Origin of the sequence: Marininema mesophilum, from assembly GCF_900106775.1 — a bacterium.
Lineage (GTDB): Bacteria > Bacillota > Bacilli > Thermoactinomycetales > DSM-45169 > Marininema > Marininema mesophilum.
The window spans coordinates 53,584-73,513 of sequence record NZ_FNNQ01000014.1; the positions used below are offsets into that span (position 1 = coordinate 53,584).

Genomic DNA, 19,930 nt, shown 5'->3' on the forward strand with positions numbered 1-19,930 from the left:
GGAGAACAAATGGAAAATCAATTAAAGGGTTACCCGATGTCTCCACAGCAAAAACATGTATGGTCGATGAATCGGAACTTGGCTCATTCTCCATATCGCACTCATTTTGTAGTGAAAATCACAGGTGTTCTGGATCATAAGCGATTGGAGAAGGCATTGGATCAGGTGATGAACTGTCAACATATCTTGAAGACACAATTTGACCCTGTTCCAGGGGTGAATTATCCAATCCAAGTGGTTAAGGATTCTCCAGCAATAAGTAATCAAGATGAAAAGGAATTATTGGAAGCAGGGGTGATGGGTGCCAAGATAACTGTAAAATCAGAGACAGAGAGTCTCTTATCCCTGACGATCTCCTCCATGAATATGGACCATGAGTTGGCTGGATTCCTTCAGGCTTTATCGGATTGCTATCATGCCAATAGGGATGAAGGGAGATCTGAAGAGGAACTACAGTATGTGATGGTTTCTGAATGGTTTAATGACTTGCTAACTTCTAACGAAGCAGAGGAAGGAAGAGAATACTGGAAACAAAAGATCTATCAACCTGCTTTGCCTAATGAACGGGATAATTTGCTAGAGGAGCCGTGGATAACGTTTCGTCCTAGCTATGTGCCTGTAAAAATACCTGCTTCACTGAGTGACAAGCTTATACGAACTGCAGAAAAAGCAGAGGTAGAGGTTGAATCTTTGCTGCTTACTGTCTGGAACCTTTTGCTTTGCAGATTGACACAACAGGATGAAATTACGATGGGGGTGTATTGTGACCCACGGCTGGGAGAAGAAGACTTAGCAGGAATGACAGGGCCACTAGGTAGGTATGTCCCTTTTACTAAGGGATTGGGTAATGATTCAGTAGTCCATGCAATGCATGCAGTTCAAGAGGAGAGAACAGAATTATTTGATTACCATGAATGTTTCTCTTGGGATTTATCAAAACAGGATGATCCTTATTTTTCTTATGGATTCGACTTTGTAAAACAGACATGTGAGGTCATTGGGGACGAAATAGGTTTATCTGTGGTTGATCAGCAATACATCTATGATTATTTTAAGGTGAGGTTATCCGTCATTCTTCGGGATGATAGGTTGGAAGCAACACTGCAGTATGATCCACAGTGGTATGACGAGTCAAGTATCCAACGGATGAGTGACTACATAATTACTATGTTTGAGGATGTGGCTGCTGATTCTTTAAAGTCAGTGGATACATTGCGCATGCTTTCGATAAATGAACAAGAAGCCGTGTTAAGCCAGTTCAATCCAGTTGAGATCAAGCACGCTTTACAACCATTGCATCAAATGTTTGCGGATCAAGTGGTGAAAACGCCTCATGAGATTGCGCTCAAGAGTGAGGATCAATCTTACACATACACAGAGTTAAATCAATGGGCAAATGAAGTGGCCTATGGTTTGATGGATGGTGGTGTAAAAGCGGGGGAAATCGTTGGTATTTGTCTAGAACGCTCGGTGGAGATGATTGTAGGAATCTTAGGAACGATGAAATCAGGGGCGGCTTATTTGCCACTCGATCCCGATTATCCAGAGCAACGACTTTCCTATATCATTAAAGATGTTTCTCCTAAAATGGTAATTACCAGTAATGCTTTATTTCAGGGTGCAGAAGAGGCCTTTAGCGATGGAAAACAATTTTTCATAGATGAACATAATCGTGTTGTAGATTCCCGTCAGAGTAATCCTATAGCTGACGTGGGATTGGAAGAACCGGCGTATATTATCTATACATCGGGATCAACTGGTGCTCCCAAAGGGGTTGTGATTCCCCATAAAGCAGCAAGTAATCATATGATCTGGATGCAACGAGAATTTCCTCTGAGCAAAGGGGACTCTGTACTACAAAAGACCTCTTTTAGTTTTGATGCCTCGGTCTGGGAGATTTTCGCTCCCCTAGTTGCAGGTGCAACATTGATGATGGCTAAACCAAAAGGCCACATGGACCCAGAATATCTTACACAAGTGATACAAGAAGCTAGTGTTACTGTGTTGCAGGTGGTCCCTACACAATTGACCATGCTTCTTAATCATGCAGAATTTGCGCAGTGTGATACATTAAAGCGTGTTTATTGTGGGGGTGAAATCTTAACTCCGCAATTACAGGAGCGCTTCTTTGCAACCATGTCCTGTGACTTGGTCAATTTGTATGGACCAACAGAGGCCTGCATTGATACGACCTATTGGACGTGTGAAAGGAATCAAAAAGGCAAGGTAATTCCAATTGGGAAGCCGATTGATAATACACGTGTGTACATTTTAGATGAACAGCAACAACCCGTTCCAATCGGTGTAACGGGGGAGTTGTACATTGTAGGGAATGGGTTGGCAACAGGTTATCTTCATCGTCCGGAGCTGACGGAAGAGCGATTTATTCATCATGCAAAGCTCGGAAGGATTTATAAAACGGGGGATCGCGGAAGATATTTAGACGATGGGAGCATCATATTTGAAGGCCGTAAGGATCACCAGGTGAAGTGGAGAGGGTTTCGGATTGAGTTAGGGGAGATTGAATATTGTCTCAACCAATTTCCAGGGGTTGAAAGCTCTATCGTCATTGTAACTCCGCTAGGCGAAGATGATCATCCTGTATTAGCCGCTTATCTTGTTTGTAGAGAAGGTTCCTTAGATGAGAGTGCGTTACAGAGTATGTTGAGGGAAAATCTTCCTGGGCATATGCTTCCTCAGATTGTGATGATTCTACCAGAACTGCCGCTGACATCAAATGGAAAGGTGGATCGAACAGCCCTTCCTCGCCCGAATCAGGAAGGAATAGAAGGTCAGCAGGAGAGTCAACCCTTACAAAATGAGACGGAAGAACTTGTCGCAGGTTTATTTACTGAGATTCTAGGAGTAGAAAAAGTAGGGCGCTCAGATGATTTCTTTAACTTAGGTGGCCATTCCCTAGTTGCTACACAATTGGTTACGCGAATTCGTGCCGTGTTTGATGTGGAAATCTCTCTATTGAGAGTATTTGAAGCATCCACGGTAGGAGCGTTAGCTTTATTAATTTCAGATCTAAGGAAGTCTGCAAAGGCAATACCAAAACCACGATTTGATGCATTGATAGAGAAACGAGAGACATATCCGCTTTCATTTGCTCAGCAACGATTATGGTTTTTGGATCGTTTAGAACCAGATAGTCCCCTATACAATATGCCGTCTGCTATTCGATTGAAAGGAACGCTCCATATCGAGAGCCTTGAGAAGGCGCTACAGAAGATAATCGAACGCCATGAAGCGCTTCGTACCTCTTTTCATTCTTTGGAAGGAGAAGCGATTCAAAAAGTGCACAAACGAGTTACCTTTGAGTTACCGGTGATGGAGGCAAAGGGCGAGAATGAAGAGGAACGAGAGGAATTTGCTTTACAGATCGCTGCAGATGAAGCAAAGAAGCCATTTAATCTGGAAGAGGATTTACTGATTCGAGGAAAAGTCATAAAACTAAGTGCAGAGGATCATTTATTTATCCTTAACATCCATCATATTGTACATGATGGATGGTCTAGAGGGTTATTTGTGAAGGAATTAAGCGAACTGTACCAAGCCTTCTCTCGAGGAGTAGATTCGCCCTTACCTTCGCTAGCCGTTCAATATCCAGACTTTGCGGTATGGCAAAGGGAATGGATGCAGGGGGATCTGTTGGAGAAACAATTGCAGTATTGGCGGACACAACTAAGTGGAGATTTAGTGCAATTACAACTACCGACGGATCGATCACGAACGGTGGAGCAGACATTTGCTGGTGCACTGCGACGATTCACGATAGATGAAGAATTAAAGAAGAATTTGAAGAAGTTGGGTCAGCAAGAAGGGGCTACTTTGTTTATGGTCCTACTAGCTGCTTTTAACACCCTACTTTATCGTTATACGAATCAAGAGGATATAATGGTAGGGTCAGCTATCGCAAACCGTAATCAGCCAGAGTTAGAAAAGCTAATTGGATTTTTTGTGAATACGTTAGTCATTCGAACGGATCTTTCAGGAAATCCATCCCTGCGCGAATTGTTACAACAAGTGCGCAGAACGGCATTGGAAGCCTATGATCATCAGGATCTTCCCTTTGAAAAATTAGTAGAAGAGATATGTCCAGAGCGGGATACTTCTCATTCGCCATTATTCCGTGTGATGTTCTCTTTGCATAATACTCCGGGTCACGCTTGGAATACCGAGGGTTTACAAGCTACCACCATGGATTTAGAGAGTAACACATCCAAGTTTGATATGAATGTGGAAATCAGTGAGACAGAGAAAGAGTTAATTGTCGATCTGGAATACAACACGGATTTATTTGAAGCTGAGACGATTACAAAGTTCTGTACTAACTTTACGAACCTACTGAGAAATATCATAAGCAATCCAGATGAATCTATTGCGACCATTCCCCTATTGGAAGAGAACCAACGTGACGAAATTCTTTCAATGGCTAAAGACCAGACGGTTTATCTATCAGAGGATTGGACGATTGTTCAGCAGTTTGAAAAACAGGTGGGACAGTTTTCAGAGAATATTGCTGTGATCGATCACAATGGTTCTCTCACCTATGAGGCATTAAATAAAAAAGCAAACCAACTAGCCCACTATTTGCAGAAGAATGGTGTAAGGAAAGGATCGCGTGTGGCTGTTTGTCTGGAACGCTCAAGTGAATTGATTATCACCTTACTTGCTGTAGTGAAAGTGGGTGGGGTCTATGTACCACTGGATGCCACGTATCCAGCCGAGCGTTTGGCATTTATGATGGAGGATGCCTCCCCTAAGGTATTGATCACAAAAGAGCATTTGCAAGAGCGCATTTCTCCTCGGGATGCAAAAGAAATCGTTTTTGGTCAAGAATTGGAACGGCAGATGGATCGGGAGCCTACAGAGAATTTGTCCCTCGCTGTTATCCCAAGTGATCTGGCTTATATTATGTATACATCCGGCTCCACGGGTACTCCCAAAGGGGTTTGTGTCCAACATCAGAATGTGGTTAGCCTTGTGATGGGGACTGATTTTGTTTCCTTTTCACCAGAGCATACCTTTATGCAATTTGCACCGATTTCCTTTGATGCCGCTACTTTTGAAATATGGGGTAGCTTACTCCATGGTGCGAAATTGACAATTTTCCCACCATATTTACCCTCATTAGAGGAGTTAGGTAGCTTTGTTAAAGAGCAAGGGATTACGGTTCTGTGGTTAACGGCGGGACTTTTTCATCAGATGGTGGACTACAATCTCACGGCTTTACAAGAAGTAAAATATTTGCTTGCTGGCGGCGATGTTTTGTCAGTACAACATATCAATAAATTTGTCCAAGCTCTTCCTGGATGTCAATTGGTAAATGGATATGGTCCGACAGAAGGAACAACATTTACTTGTTGTTACGCAATTCCACAGGAGCCATCCCTTTATACCTCAGTACCTATCGGCTATCCAATTCAGCATCGCTATGTCTATATTGTGGATGACCATCAAAACCCAGTGCCACAAGGCGTACCTGGAGAGCTATACATTGGTGGAGTAGGTGTAGCAAAGGGATATTGGAACCGGCCGGAGATAACCAGTGAGCGGTTTGTTTCCAATCCATTTAAAGAAGATGACATCCTCTATAAAACAGGGGACCGAGTTCGCTTACGTAACGACGGAGCAATCGAATTCTTGGGACGTAAGGATGATCAGGTAAAAATTCGAGGGTATCGCATTGAACCAGGTGATATCGAAACAGCGATGAAAGAACATTCAAGTGTGAAGGATGTAGCCGTTGTAGCACGAGAAACCCATGATGGGGATAAGAAGCTTATTGCGTACATTGTCCCAGAGTCAGAGAAATCCCTTGAAAATACGGAGGGAGATTCCTGGGAGGATGAGCAAGTTACCCAATGGGAGATGATCTTTGACGATCATGTATATGGGGCGTCTGAGATAGAGAACATCGATCCGACTTTTAACACATCAGGTTGGATTAGTAGCTATACTGACGAACCTATTCCTTTACCCGAGATGGCAGAGTGGCTCCACAGTACGGTGGAACAAATTTTATCCACAAACCCGAGTAGAGCTTTGGAAATTGGCTGTGGGACAGGGATGTTATTACAAAGAATTGCTCCCTACTGTGAGCGATATGTAGGATCGGATATTTCTAGTCGTGTTCTCCAATTTGTGAAGAAGCACCTTGGAGAAAATATGTCTCATGTAGAGCTCATGCATCGTGCTGCCCATCAATTGGATGATGTGACTGCGGGTGATTTAGATTTAGTGATCATGAACTCGGTCGTTCAATACTTCTCGGGGATCGAGTACTTGGACTTGATTATCCAACGTTCACTGGATGCTATCGGAGATGAAGGGTCGATCTTCATCGGAGATGTACGAAGCTATCCATTACTGGAGACACAGCATGTGGCTATCGAATTATCCCGTGCGGATGACCTACTTCCATTAGATAAATTGCAGAGGAACGTTCAGGATCGTCTCATGGGTGAAAATGAGCTGACAATTGATCCACAGTACTTCCTATCCTTACAACAACGGTATTCACAGATTGGTGATGTAGAAATCCGACTGAAACCAGGAGATTACCATAATGAACTCTCCCAGTTCCGCTATGATGTGTTAGTGCGCGTCGGTGCCAAAACATTACAACCGACAGCTGCACAGCATCGGACATGGGGGACAGATTTTAAATCCACAACGGATCTCCTTCAATTCGTCGAAGGTGAACAACCAGAAGCTTTGACAATTGATGATGTCATTGATCAACGGATTCAACAGGAAGTGGCTGCATGGGCATGGATTAGTGAACAGGAAAATCTGAAGGAGCTGACCGTACGAGATCTACGGGAAGCGATTCAAGCGAAGGGTAAAGAAGGAGCGAATCCTGCCGATTTCTATAAAATGGGCGCAGACTTGGGGTATCAGGTCATTGTTACACGGTTGTCCTCGAAACCGGATGGCATGTGTCAGGTGGTGTTTATCAAGCAAGAATCTCTAAAGCGGATCCCTGTACAAGGAAGAGATCATTATCCAGGTGTATTTGTTAACCAGGGATATGCCAATAATCCGATGCAAGCAAAGTTCGCTAAAAAATTAGTGCCGTTGTTTAGGGAATACCTCAAGAGCAAACTACCAGGGTATATGGTTCCGGATTCCTATATGCTACTTAGTGAATTGCCCTTAACTAAAAACGGTAAAGTGAATCGTCACGCACTCCCTTCACCTGAACAATGGAAAGGGGAAGAGTATGTAGCCCCTCGTAACCCTGTGGAAGAGTTGGTTGCAGGATTGTGGGAAGAGATCTTAGGCCGTGAAAAAGTGGGTGTTCAGGATGATTTCTTTCAACTAGGTGGTCATTCATTGTTGGCTACACAGGTTATTTCGCGTATTCGAGACGTTCTGGAGATTGATTTGCCACTAAAAAGTATATTTGAGGGGCTGACGATTGAAAAACTAGCCGCGGACATTGAAAATATACTATTTCAGGAAGTGGAAATATGAAAAAATCCCAGTCTTTCTATGAAAGACTCAACCAGCTTCCTGCAGAAAAACGTGCACTAATTACCCGTAAACTTCGTGCGGGTGGAGAACGCTCTTCGACTAGCATTCCTAACTATTCTAATCGATCATTGGTCGCGGTCTCCTATGCTCAAAAGCGACTATGGTTTCTAGATCAACTGGAGAGTACGGATTCTACTTCATACAACATGATCGCTGTTTGGAAAATGGAAGGGAGACTAAGCCCTTCCGTTCTCCAACGAAGTATATATGAAATTATTAAGCGACATGACTCACTCCGCACCATTTTTGTAACAACTCCAGATGGAGTATCGCAAAAGATCGATCCTAGCATAGAACCATACTATAAATGGTATGAGATTCACCAGGGGACCTTTGAAGAACGAAGGGCAGAAGCGCTAGAACTGGCTAAGAAAGAATCAAAGCATCGATTTGATCTGACTATAGGACCTTTGGTTCGAACGAAGGTAATCCAAATCGATGAACAAAATCATTTACTGGTTTTAAATATGCACCATATTATCTCAGATGGGTGGTCCATGGGAGTATTCATCAGAGAATTGGTTGCATTATACGAAGCATATTCCAACGAACAATCTTCTCCACTACCTGCACTGCCGATTCAATACACCGACTTTTCTCGTTGGCAACAGGAGTATCTTCAAGGGGAAGTGATGGATCAACAAGTAAAGTACTGGAAATCACAATTAAGTGGCGAGCTTCCTGTATTAAAATTAACGATAGGTCGGCAACGAAAGGATCGATCCTCTTTTAAGGGAGATGTTTTACTTTATAAGTTGCCGCAAGGTCTACTACAGCGACTAACAAAATGGAGTGTTGATGAGAATGTAACGCTGTTTATAACACTACTCGCGGCATTTAATACACTACTCTATCGCTATTCTGGGCAGGAAGATATCATTGTGGGTACTCCAATATCGGGTCGTAACCGGAGTGAAGTAGAAGGCTTGATCGGTTTCTTTGTCAATACATTGCCAATACGATCCGATCTGTCCGGTGATCCTAGTTTTCAACAGTTGGTGGAGAGGGTGAAGTCAACCTTTTCAGGTGCTTACGAACATCAGGATTTGCCCTTTGAACGCATAGTCGCAGAGGTGAACCCAGAGAGGGATGCAAGTCAGTCACCACTCTTTCGTGTGATGTTTGCTTTACAAAACGCACCAATGCCACCTATGAAACTCCCTCATCTTTCGTTAGAACCAGTGGATATATATAATAACAGCGCTAAGTTTGATCTATTCTTTTCATTGACAGAAGAAACAGATGGACTAGCCTGCATGATTGAATATAGTACGGAGTTGTTTGAGGAAGAGACGATTCAAAGAATGATCCAGCATTATGAAGTAATCTTGGAAGCGGTATGCTGTCAGCCATACAAACCAATTGCGCAAATACCGATGTTGACCGAGGAAGAGAAAAAGCAAATCCTAGTGGATTGGAATCCAGTGAGAGAAACAACGGACTCACCCATGTGTTTGCATACATCCTTTGCGGAGCAGGTAAAACTTCAACCATATGCGACCGCAGTCGTGGTGGGGGAGAGGCGATATAGTTATCGTGATTTAGATGATCAGGCTGAAAAGCTAGCCTGGTATTTACAAAAGCGCGGGGTCGGTCCTGGAGCATTGGTTGGGGTTTGTGTAGAGCGAAGTTTCCATATGTTTGTCAGTATGCTTGGGGTGTTAAAGGCAGGTGGGGCCTATGTTCCTTTAGACCCTACTTATCCTGAGGAACGGCTCACATATATTTTGCAAGATACCCAAGCCAAATGGATTGTTACGCAAAGCTCATTAGAGGATCGAGTACCTCGTATAAATGAAGTAGAAATGATTAAGCTGGATGCACGAGAAATACAGGAAATCGAGCAAAGTACTATCGATTTAAAGAGTGGGGTAAATGGCGATGATTTGGCGTACATCATTTATACGTCAGGCTCTACAGGTAATCCCAAAGGTGTGATGATCCGACATCGTAATGCATTTGCCTTGATTCAGTGGTCTCGCGAGGTTTACACGAGTGAGCAAATCGATGGTGTCCTCGCATCCACCTCCATCTGTTTTGATCTGTCCGTGTTTGAGATTTTTGTCCCTCTTTGTCGTGGTGGGAAGGTCATCCTCACTCAAAATGCCATTTACCTTCCTGAACTTCCCTATGCTCATGAAGTGAAATTGATCAACACCGTACCATCAGCCATAACCGAGTTGTTGCGAGTAGAGGGAATCCCTCACTCTGTACGTACAGTCAATCTCGCTGGGGAACCATTGAAGGGACAGTTAGTAGAAAGGTTATATCAACAAAATGGTATCGAAAAGGTATACAATTTGTATGGTCCATCTGAGACAACCACATATTCGACCTTTTGTCTCGTTCCTAAAGTGAGCCCACAAGGTGTAGGCGTACACATTGGTAAGCCAATTACCAATACAGAAGTATATATACTAAATGATGCTCAGCAACCCGTTGCCATTGGAGTAGAGGGAGAGATCTACATTGGTGGTGAGGGTTTATCGATGGGCTATCTCAATCAATCAGACCTTACCGCTGAAAAATTTGTTAGCAACCCCTTTAAACGTGAAAGTCTACTCTATCGTACAGGGGATTTGGCTCGGTATCTTCCTGATGGAAATATTGAATACTTGGGTAGAACCGATGATCAAGTTAAGATTCGTGGATTTCGTATCGAACTGGGCGAAATTGAATCTGTTCTAAACCAGCATTCTCTTGTCGAGAACAGTGTAGTAATGATGATAGAGGCTGAAGAAGGGAAAGATTTGGTTGCCTTTATCCTAAAGGATCAAGAAGAGGATCTCTCTATCCAGGAAATTCGAATGTACCTACAAGGGAAACTACCATCCTTTATGATCCCGTCCAAAGTGGTTTCTCTAGATGAATTCCCCTTGACGTTAAATGGAAAAGTGGATAAACGGAAACTGAGACAGGTACAGGTGCACCTACAATTCAATGATCATGCGGAAGGAGTACTGCCCCGGGATCTCATAGAATTGGAGATCGCTCAGCAATGGAAAACCCTATTGCAAGTGGATCGCGTATGTGTAGGGGACAACTTTTTTCATCTGAGTGGGGATTCGTTGAAGGCTGTCAAATTGGTTAGCTGGATGGAAGATAAATTTCAAAAGAAATACCCACTTTCTCTATTATTTGAATATCAAACGGTTGAACAATTGGCTGAGTTGATCCGTAAACGAACAAGTGTGCTAATTGATTCTCGCTTTATTCCCCTGCAACCAAAGGGAAATGAGTTGCCATTTTATTGTATCCACCCGATTGGTGGAAACGCCTTGCCCTATGTTCAATTGGCAAAATGGATGGGGGAAACGCACCCCTTCTATACGGTACAAGCCCAAGGGCTAGAAGATGATTTGCCTCCGATAGAAAGCATCGAAGATATGGCGGTAAACTATGTGAAACTCCTTCAGGTCCAACAAGGAGAAGGGCCTTATAGGATCGGGGGTTGGTCATTTGGTGGGACCGTTGCTCTGGAAATGGCCCGAATTCTTCGAGGTATGGGTAAGGAAGTTTTACTTATCTTGTTTGATACTATTTCCCCAGGAATTGCAGCAAAAAGCGGAGGGTTAGATAGAGAAGACTTGATTAACGAATTTGCTCTAGTTTTGATGCGTAGAGTGGGCAGGAATCCAAAAAATCCTTGGATCGATCGCTTGGGCACGTGCTCAGAAAAACAAGCAATTCACCGGTTGTGGAGTGAGTATCGGGAAGAGAATGTTCTCCCCTCTGATTTACAAGAGGATCGTTTTTGGAGGTACTACCAAGTGTTTAGAGCGAATTCCCTCGCTTATCAAGCGTATTCTCCACAGATCTATGATGGGGAAATAATCTTGTTTCGTGCAGAGGAGCAGATTTTAGAAGCGACAAGGGATCTCCAGAGACTGGGGTGGGAAAACATTCTGCCTAATCTCACTGTACAACCAGTAAAAGGAGATCATTTTTCAATAATGATGTCCACGGATCATGTAAAGGATTTGGCTAAAGAGTTAAAGGAAGGATTAAATTTAAAACAGCGAGTCAAGGAGCAATGAAAAATCACCCCTGAGAATTTACTCAGGGGTGATTTTTCATTTACTTACCTACATCAGAGGTTATTGTATATGAACCTTTTTAAGGGTCCGTGTTGTCATTTCCCGTTGTGTCACCTTGATCGTTTGTGGGTGGAGGTTGAGGGTTATCTCCATCAGTAGGTGGATTGTCAGGTTCGTCAGGGGGATCGTCAGTATCCCCGCCGTTGTCGTTATCTCCACCCGTGGTAGTTCCTGGTTGTTGGGGAGGAGTGGAAGGCTCGCCCCCCTGTGTCTCATCAGCGGGCTGATTTCCCTGGTCAGATGGGGGTTCAGTCGGCTGATTACTTGGTTGATCAGACTGATCCCCATAATATGTTTTCCATCCATCGTCATCGCTATTTGTAGGGGAATTGGATGATCCATTAGTATTGTCTAGCCGGCTTATCTTGGTCCCTGCTAAGGTATCTCCCATCACTTTATTGAAGATCCGAGCGGGATACTCGCCACCTGTTAAGTCAACGCTACTACCCTGTTCATTGAAAACGATGGTGGCCATTACATATTCCTTGGTATAGCCAACGAACCAGGCTTCTTTACTGTTTTGTGTGGTTCCGGTTTTGCCTGCGACATCACGACCATCCGATAGAGCTGCATTTCTACCTGAACCGGAAAGGACGACGTGTTTTAAGACATTGTTCATCGTTGAGGCGGTGGAAGCTTTAAAGATCCGTTTATTCTTTTGAATATCATCCTTTGGCTCTACCACATTACCATCCACATCGACAATTTTTTGAATGGTGTGGGCTTCTGTCATTTTCCCTTTATTAGGAAAGCTGGAGTAAGCTTGTGCCATCTGGAGTGTACTTACCCCTTTGGTGAGGCCACCAAGGGCAAGGGGAGCTGGCGATTTGTCATTAGACGGCAACTTGAGCCCCATCTTATTGGCATACTGGAAAGCCGTGTTGACGCCTACTTTTTCTACAAGTAAGCGCGATGTAGCAACGTTGAGAGATTGAGCTACTGCATCCTGCATTGCGAGGGTGCCACGAAATCTGTGATCCATATTTTTCGGTGACCATCCTTTATAACTAAAGGGGGCATCCGAAATGGGGGTGTATTGATTGTACCCCTTTTCCTCCACTGCAGGACCATATACCGTGAGCGGTTTGATAGACGAGCCAGGCTGAGCGGGAACCAGTGCCTGGTTGAGGTAACCACGAATGTAGTTCCTGCCTCCACCGATAGCAGCGATGCTACCTGTTTTCGGGTTAAGCATCGTAGATCCAGCGTTTAGTTTCGTATTACCCTTATAGAAAGTAGAATCTCGTAGTGTGCTCTCTAGGGTACGCTGGGCCTTTTTATCCATCCCGGTGTAGATTTTATAACCACCGTTTACTAACTCTTCCGCTTTGAGACCATACCGTTTTTCTGCTTCTCGTAGCAGATAGTCTTTGTATGCCTGATAACTGCCATCACTTCTGCTATTTTTCAAATATTTCTTATTGACGCCTAACGAGGTCTTTTTATACTTTTCTGCTTGAGCCTGGGTGATGATCTTCTTCTCTGCCATTTTATTCAGGATGACATTTCGTCTAAACTTGGCTTGTTCAGGATTAATATACGGGTTGTATCCCTCTGGGGCTTTGGGGAGCCCAGCCAACAGTGCGATTTCTTTAGGCTCTAGTTTTTCTTTGGTGATGTCCTTGTTAAAATAAATCTTGGCTGCCATCTTGATGCCCCGGGAGTCATTGCCGAGGTAGACATAATTGAGATAAGCTTGCAGGATATCCTTTTTTGAATACTTTCGTTCCAGGTTATATGCAATGGCGATTTCGTAGACTTTGCGCAGGAACGTTTTTTTATTTTCGTTGAGAATAATGTTGCGTGAGACCTGCTGGGTAATCGTACTAGCCCCTTGTCTGGGACTAAATGTGAGAATATCGATGGCGATGGCGCGGCCAATCCCTTTGAGGTCGGCGCCGTTATGTTCATAGAATCGCTCATCTTCAACAGCTACAAAGGTTTTAACGAGATCCTTGGATTTAACTTTAGATAAATCTACATAATCTCTTTTTGTATCGCCAAGTGCGACAGCAGGCTTGTCATTATGGTCGTAGAGCGTAGTAGCAAACCGTAATTTTTTTAGGCCGTCCAGATCATAGTAGGCAGTAGTGAGCATGACTGCTGTACACGCGCCAATTACGAATAGGAGCGAGGTAGATATTACGAGTAGCCACCATTTTTTTGTCATCATGGTTCGGTAAAATAATCTTCCAAATCGTTTTGTTTTTCGTAAACGAAGGTTCATACCTGTCCCCCCTAAATCTTAATATCTATCATATCGCCAATTGGCTGTAAGGGAAAGACTGAATAATATGGTTAAAAAGGAGGCGTTTTTGGGCGACAGAGGAGCAGCGCGTGGTTCCAATCCTCGGAAAATGCTACAATAGAGAAGAAGATCGTTAGAAAGTCAACTGGAAATTTTATGAGGTGATGGGGAATGCCCGGCTGGGTCATATGGATCATGATTCCATGGTTTCTCTTTATGGTTTGGTTTTTTGCAACGGGTGGGTATTTTATGTTTCGCAAGTTTCTGCGGGCGATGCCGAAGGAAGATGGGAAATCTGCACTAGATTGGCAGGATCATTATATCGATAAAACGAGCCATCTCTGGTCAGAGGAGCAGCTGCATTTATTGGAAGAACTGGTGCAACCGGTCCCTCAGCTATTTCGAGATCCAGCGAGACGTACCATCGCTGGCAAGATTGGTGAATTGGCAGTAAAGGAAGAGGCCGATCGGATGAGGGAAGATCTGATTATTCGAGGTTATATTCTGGCTACACCCAAACGAGACCATAAGTGGCTCATTAAAACCCTAGAGAAGAAAAAGATCGATATGTCCCCTTATCAAGGACTACTTGGAAGATAGGGTGCTGAAGGCGTTGGACGTCTGTAGTGCCCTTTTTCGCATGGATATAGAAGAAAGAACTGGATTGCAAAAATCCGGATGGGAGGCCAGCATGATCGATGTGAAGCAACTAGTCAAAATCTATGATGGTAAGCGAGTGGTAGACGGAGTTTCTTTTCATGTATCCGAGGGAGAAGTTTTTGGTATGCTGGGGCCCAATGGTGCAGGGAAAACAACGACGATGGAAATGGTAGAAGGTTTACGATCCCCTGATGGAGGAGAGATCCTTGTCGGGGGGTTTGATGGAATAAAAGAACAGACCAAGGTGAAGGAATTAATCGGTATTCAGCTTCAATCGACAGCTCTTTTTGATCACCTCACTGTTGCTGAAATCATTCGACTATATGGTAGCTTCTATAAAAAAATGCGCCCCCTCTCCGAACTGTTGACAGCTTTTAACTTAGAAGAAAAGAAAAAAGGCCTTGTTAAACACCTCTCGGGTGGGCAAAAACAACGTCTGGCCATTGCGATCGCTGTGGTTCATGATCCAAAGGTCATCTTTCTCGACGAACCGACGACAGGTCTGGATCCCAAAGCGCGCCGGGATTTATGGGATATCGTTTTACAGTTACGGGACGAGGGGAGAACGGTCTTCCTCTCTACTCATTACATGGAAGAGGCGGAGCAATTATGTGATCGGGTTGCCATCATGGATTCAGGTCGAGTGATCGCCTTGGATTCACCAGCAGGATTGATTCGTGAGTTAGCTTCCGATAGTGTGATCGAGTTTGTACCAGGGAGGGAAGAAGCTTCTTCAACCTATCAGGGTTTAGGTGGTGTGAAGGAAGTAAAGATTTCCGAGGATGGTTCCGTCACTCTTTTGACCGCAGATTTACAGGAGACACTTCGTAAATTAATTGCTCTAGCAGATGAAAGAGGCTTGATGTTGACCGGATTACGGACACGGACATCGACACTGGAAGATGTCTTTCTCACCCGAACAGGAAAGAGGTTGACAGAAACATGAGAGCATACTGGCAATTAACCTGGGCACAGCTTCTTTTATTTGCTCGGAATAAAAATATGATCATCTGGTCCTTTTTTCTACCGATCTTTATGATGCTCGCTTTAGGCACCTTTATGGGGAAGGGTGGCAACCAATTTTCGATGTCCGTGGCGATTGAAGATAAGGATCACAGTACATACTCGAAGCAATTGACCACCATGATTGACGAAAAAGCGGGTGTCAAGGTAAAGCGTATTCCTAAACAAGAGGCCCTGAAAGCGGTGGAGAAGGGGGACGTGAGTATATTCGTCCGTTTCGATAAGGGGTTAGGAGATCGTTTAGAAAAAGGAAAAGCTTACCCAAAGGGAGAGAAGGAGTCGATCCGTCTCTACTTTGACAAAAGCAACCCGACAGTTTCCCAAATAGGTACGACGGTGATCAACCAAGCGGTGGATCAGTTGAACAAGAAAGCGATAAACTATCACCCCGCTGTGAAGGTAGCAGAGAAAGATATCCAGTCTCGCCCCTTACGCACCATCGATTTTCTAGTGCCAGGTATCCTTTCCTTGATGATCATGAGTAATAACTTAAATGGGGTCGCCGCCACCATCGCTTCATGGCGGGAGCGAGGGATATTACGACGGATGCAGGGAACGCCATTGAAGAGTTCTACCTTTATTGCAGGCCAGATAACTGCACGAGTGCTTTTAAATAGTCTGCAAGCCGTGGCAGTATTATTGGTTGCCTATTTTGTTTACGACGTAAAAATATATGGTTCATGGCTGTTATTGCTTATGATCATCCTGTTAGGTACGCTGACATTTATGTCCATTGGTTTTATCATCGCCAGTCTTTCACGCACCCCAGAGACGGCTGGGCCTATTGCTGGATTAATCTCCTTTCCGATGATCTTTGTCGGTGGGATATTCTTCCCGGTACGAGATTTGCCGGGATTATTGCAACCGGTGGTCAAAGCGATTCCGATTGGCTATCTGACGGATGGGTTACGAGGGGTAATGAACGAGGGAGCCACCCTCACCCAGCTTTGGCTTCCAACCACGGTTTTGACAGCGTGGTTTGCGGTAGCCTTTGCCATCGCCGCAATGACCTTCCGCTGGGATGTGAAGTAGTGTGCTGGATTCATGGGGTAAGAAAGGGAGGTGCTTGGGGTGATTATCGGAATAGGAATAGACTTGGTGGAGTTTGTCAGGCTCGCTGATATCAGGATAACTAGGTTAAGTGAGCGCATCTTAACCTCCCGGGAGATGGAGACCATTCCCACCGAAACCAAGCGCCGCCTCGAGTGGGTTGCCGGGCGTTTCGCTGCTAAAGAGGCAGTAGCCAAGGCAGCAGGTTGTGGAATCGGGGGCCAACTCTCCTTTCAGGATATCACGATCATCAAAGGAGAAAAGGGTTGTCCCAGTGTAGAACTATCCACTAAAAGTATAGCGGCCCTTGGCTATCAGGAAGATGTACACATCCATCTATCGATCACCCATACAAACAAAACTGCTGCGGCCTTTGTTGTGATAGAGCAACGGGGTGGTATTAAATAATAGTGGTAAGAATGGGGATAGTAGCGGTTATTAAAATTGGATACATAAATGGTGGGGCGGAGGTTCAAGGAGGTTAAGCGATAAGGGTATTTTCGATAACTCTCCCTCGCAGAAGGGCAAGCTTCTTGCGTTGCTACATGCTCTCCCCCGCTTCATTTTTCTTAGATCAAGCCAAAGCCCGTCAACCTTGTCTGCATAACGGGACAAAGCTGGACATAAATATGTATCGCGGTTAGGAGGGACATTCTTGCATCTCTATACTGCACAGGAAATGCGCGATTTGGATCAGTACACGATTCGGGAGTTGGGAATCCCCGGAGCCGTCCTGATGGAAAATGCAGGGAGAGTAGCGGCAGAGGAATTAATGCGACGTCACCCTGGTACAGGAAGGGCTGTTGTGCTGGTAGGTGGGGGGAACAATGGCGGTGATGGCTTTGTCATCGCACGTCATCTATGGAGCGCTGGATGGGAAGTATCGGTATGGTTAGTAGGAACCGAGGAGAAGATGTCCGCAGAAACCGCTGCCAATTACCATGTGTGTCGCAAATTAAAACTCCAGGTAGAGCGATTTACCCAGGACAAGGGAGCGGCGCTCTCTGATTCCCTCCAGCAAGCTGACGTTGTCGTCGATGCACTTCTTGGAACGGGAATAAAGGGGCCTTTGCGTCCGCCCTATGGAGAGTTAATCCAACGGGTCAATCGCGATACAAAAGGATGGGTCCTAGCTGTCGATGTGCCAAGTGGTGTGGAGAGCGATGATGGAGGTGTGGTGACCGATGCCATCCGAGCGGAGGTTACCGTCACCTTAGCGGGACCTAAGTGGTGTCACTATTTGCGACCTGGGGCCGAATATGTTGGAGAGCTGGTGATTGCGGATATTGGTATCCCGGAGGTAGCGGCTGAGGAGCAAGGGCCTGCTACATGCTTAAATAGTCCAAAGGAATGGAGAGAATCCCTTACACCACGTTCTCCCTGGTCCCATAAGGGAACGCATGGCCATCTTCTTGTCCTAGGTGGTTCTAAGGGAATGCTAGGTGCAGTGAAGATGAGTGGTGAAGCTGCATACCGAACGGGGGCGGGTATGGTAACCCTAGGCGTTCCAGAGAGTCAAGTGATGGTCTTAGCATCCTCTGTTACCGAAGCTCTTTTATGGGGATGGCCTGAGGATGGTGAGGGATATTTTTCAAGGACTCTCCCATGGGATTGGTCCAAGCGGTGTAGCCGCCTTCAAGCGATAGCCATAGGCCCTGGCCTTGGAAAGGTATCGGATGGAGGCGAGTGGCTCAGTCAATTGCTCCAGAGTGATCATCCCCTTGTGCTCGATGCCGATGGTCTGAATCTGCTCGCGGAAAATCCTACTCTTCTTCAGGGTAGGCGTGCACCTACCATTCTTACTCCTCATCCAGGAGAGATGGCCCGCCTGCTTGGTACATCCGCGCAGCTTGTGGAACGTTCCCGTCGTTATGTGGCGAAGGAGTGGGCACAAGCCCAGGGAGTAACTGTTGTCCTAAAGGGGACGCATACAATTATTGCTACCCCAGAGGGTAGGCAATGGATTCAGCCAAAGGCAAGCCCGGCGCTAGCGAAAGCGGGGTCGGGAGATGTGTTGACCGGGATGATCGGCGCCCTTCTTGCCAGGGGCTGGCCAGCTTCAACAGCAGCTTTAGCTGGAGTATGGCTCCATGGATCTGCTGGTGAGTTGGCGGTGACCTCCTCTGCCCATAGTGTCCTTGCGACCGATGTCATCGATCGTATAGGAGATGCCATCCATCAGATTGACTGATCGCGTATTCTGTGCCCTGACCGACACATTTCCCGGGAAATCAACAGCGTGAGACCGTTGTTTCATCATCGGAGAAAGGGTTGATGAAATGCGTCGGATTGCATGGGTTTTCGTTGTCATTTTAAGTGTGATCGCCTTTGTATCGGGTTGTGGAAAGAAGAGTTCTGAAGAAGTAGTGGGGGATTTATCGAAGCGCACCGATAGTATGGAGAGTTACAAAAGTGTAGGGAAGATGAAGATTCACACCGGAAATGCTCTTCAGGAGTACGATGTGGAAGTCTGGTATAAACAACCTAATTTCTATCGGGTGAGTTTAAAAAACACGAAAAAAGATGTTACCCAAATTCTTTTGCGTAATGAACAAGGGGTCTTCGTCCTGACGCCCCAACTAGAAAAAAGCTTCCGTTTTCAAAGCGATTGGCCAGAGAATAGTGGGCAGGTGTATTTGTACCAGTCCCTTCTAGAGAGCATCATCGATGACTCGAAACGGAAGATGAGCCATTCCAAAAATAACTACCAATTTGAAGTAGCTGCGAACTACCCACAAAATCAGTCGCTTAAATACCAGCGAATTTGGATGAACGAAGACTACCACCCCAAAAAAGTAGAAGTATTGGATGCTGAAAAAAAGGTAATGGTCGAAGTGAAGTTTAATCGCTTTGAAGAGAATGCTTCCTTTGATCAAGATGCCTTTGACATGAAGCGGAATATGACAGGCTTTGCGGGTCGCAGTGTTCCTACTCTCGCCAAAAAGAAAACAAAATCGGAGAAAGATGTTAAAGTGCTCAGTCCAGAGTGGACACCGATGGAGAGCGAGCTCGAGAATGAGACGGGTATAGAAACTCCCAATGGGAAAGCAGTGATTATCCGCTATTCAGGTAAGAAACCCTTCACTTTGACTGAACGCAATCCAGGAGCCGTAGATGCTAGCATGCAAGTATACGGAAAACCGATTGATCTTGGCTTTACTACGGGTGTACTTATCGAATCAGATGGAAAAAAAAGGCTTTCCTGGACCTATAATGGGACCGATATAGAATTAAAAGGGGCGCTTTCAGAGAAGGAAATGACCAAAATCGCTCGGTCTGTCTATGCTGAAGAGGGTAAGTAAACAGA

General features: G+C 45.0%; 9 protein-coding genes. 8 read left to right on the top strand and 1 reads right to left on the bottom strand.

What is annotated here, in order from left to right; genetic code table 11:
• Positions 1–9 precede the first annotated feature (9 nt).
• Positions 10–7,485 carry a non-ribosomal peptide synthetase gene (locus BLV90_RS13080; RefSeq protein WP_091741910.1) on the top strand — a complete coding sequence of 2,492 codons (7,476 nt, stop codon included), beginning with the start codon at positions 10–12 and terminating at the stop codon, positions 7,483–7,485.
• Positions 7,482–11,582 (top strand): non-ribosomal peptide synthetase, encoded by a 4,101-nt coding sequence (locus tag BLV90_RS13085; RefSeq protein ID WP_091741913.1) that lies wholly within the window; start codon positions 7,482–7,484, stop codon positions 11,580–11,582. Before BLV90_RS13080 ends, BLV90_RS13085 begins: the two co-directional genes overlap by 4 nt.
• A 79-nt stretch (positions 11,583–11,661) precedes the next feature.
• Here the strand turns inward: BLV90_RS13085 and BLV90_RS13090 are convergent, their stop codons facing one another.
• Complete coding sequence (locus tag BLV90_RS13090; protein ID WP_091741916.1) at positions 11,662–13,869, bottom strand: transglycosylase domain-containing protein; 2,208 nt, start codon at positions 13,867–13,869, stop codon at positions 11,662–11,664.
• Between the two features lie 192 nt (positions 13,870–14,061).
• Between BLV90_RS13090 and BLV90_RS13095 the strand changes: the two genes are divergently transcribed.
• From BLV90_RS13095 to BLV90_RS13120, 6 genes are all read left to right on the top strand, one after another.
• Positions 14,062–14,490, top strand: coding sequence for a DUF2621 family protein (locus BLV90_RS13095; protein WP_091741919.1), 429 nt, complete (start codon positions 14,062–14,064; stop codon positions 14,488–14,490).
• Positions 14,491–14,530: 40 nt separating this feature from the next.
• The gene (locus tag BLV90_RS13100) at positions 14,531–15,496 is read left to right on the top strand and encodes an ABC transporter ATP-binding protein (protein WP_425433897.1); all 966 of its coding nucleotides are present in this window, start codon (positions 14,531–14,533) and stop codon (positions 15,494–15,496) included.
• Positions 15,493–16,605, top strand: a complete 1,113-nt coding sequence (locus BLV90_RS13105) for an ABC transporter permease (protein WP_091741922.1) — start codon at positions 15,493–15,495, stop codon at positions 16,603–16,605. Before BLV90_RS13100 ends, BLV90_RS13105 begins: the two co-directional genes overlap by 4 nt.
• Positions 16,606–16,644: 39 nt before the next feature.
• Positions 16,645–17,031 carry a holo-ACP synthase gene (gene acpS, locus BLV90_RS13110; RefSeq protein WP_091741925.1) on the top strand — a complete coding sequence of 129 codons (387 nt, stop codon included), beginning with the start codon at positions 16,645–16,647 and terminating at the stop codon, positions 17,029–17,031.
• A 247-nt stretch (positions 17,032–17,278) separates the two neighbouring features.
• Positions 17,279–18,814 (top strand): NAD(P)H-hydrate dehydratase, encoded by a 1,536-nt coding sequence (locus BLV90_RS13115; protein ID WP_091741928.1) that lies wholly within the window; start codon positions 17,279–17,281, stop codon positions 18,812–18,814.
• 88 nt (positions 18,815–18,902) lie between these two features.
• Positions 18,903–19,925, top strand: coding sequence for a LolA family protein (locus BLV90_RS13120; RefSeq protein WP_091741931.1), 1,023 nt, complete (start codon positions 18,903–18,905; stop codon positions 19,923–19,925).
• The last annotated feature ends 5 nt before the right edge of the window (positions 19,926–19,930 follow it).

Bases quoted from the DNA above. Each gene is read 5' to 3' on its own strand.
- BLV90_RS13085 (WP_091741913.1), top strand. From the start codon at position 7,482: ATGAAAAAATCCCAGTCTTTCTATGAAAGACTCAACCAGCTTCCTGCA.
- BLV90_RS13120 (WP_091741931.1), top strand. From the start codon at position 18,903: ATGCGTCGGATTGCATGGGTTTTCGTTGTCATTTTAAGTGTGATCGCC.
- BLV90_RS13080 (WP_091741910.1), top strand. From the start codon at position 10: ATGGAAAATCAATTAAAGGGTTACCCGATGTCTCCACAGCAAAAACAT.
- BLV90_RS13105 (WP_091741922.1), top strand. From the start codon at position 15,493: ATGAGAGCATACTGGCAATTAACCTGGGCACAGCTTCTTTTATTTGCT.
- BLV90_RS13090 (WP_091741916.1), bottom strand. From the start codon at position 13,869: ATGAACCTTCGTTTACGAAAAACAAAACGATTTGGAAGATTATTTTAC.
- BLV90_RS13095 (WP_091741919.1), top strand. From the start codon at position 14,062: ATGCCCGGCTGGGTCATATGGATCATGATTCCATGGTTTCTCTTTATG.
- BLV90_RS13100 (WP_425433897.1), top strand. From the start codon at position 14,531: ATGGATATAGAAGAAAGAACTGGATTGCAAAAATCCGGATGGGAGGCC.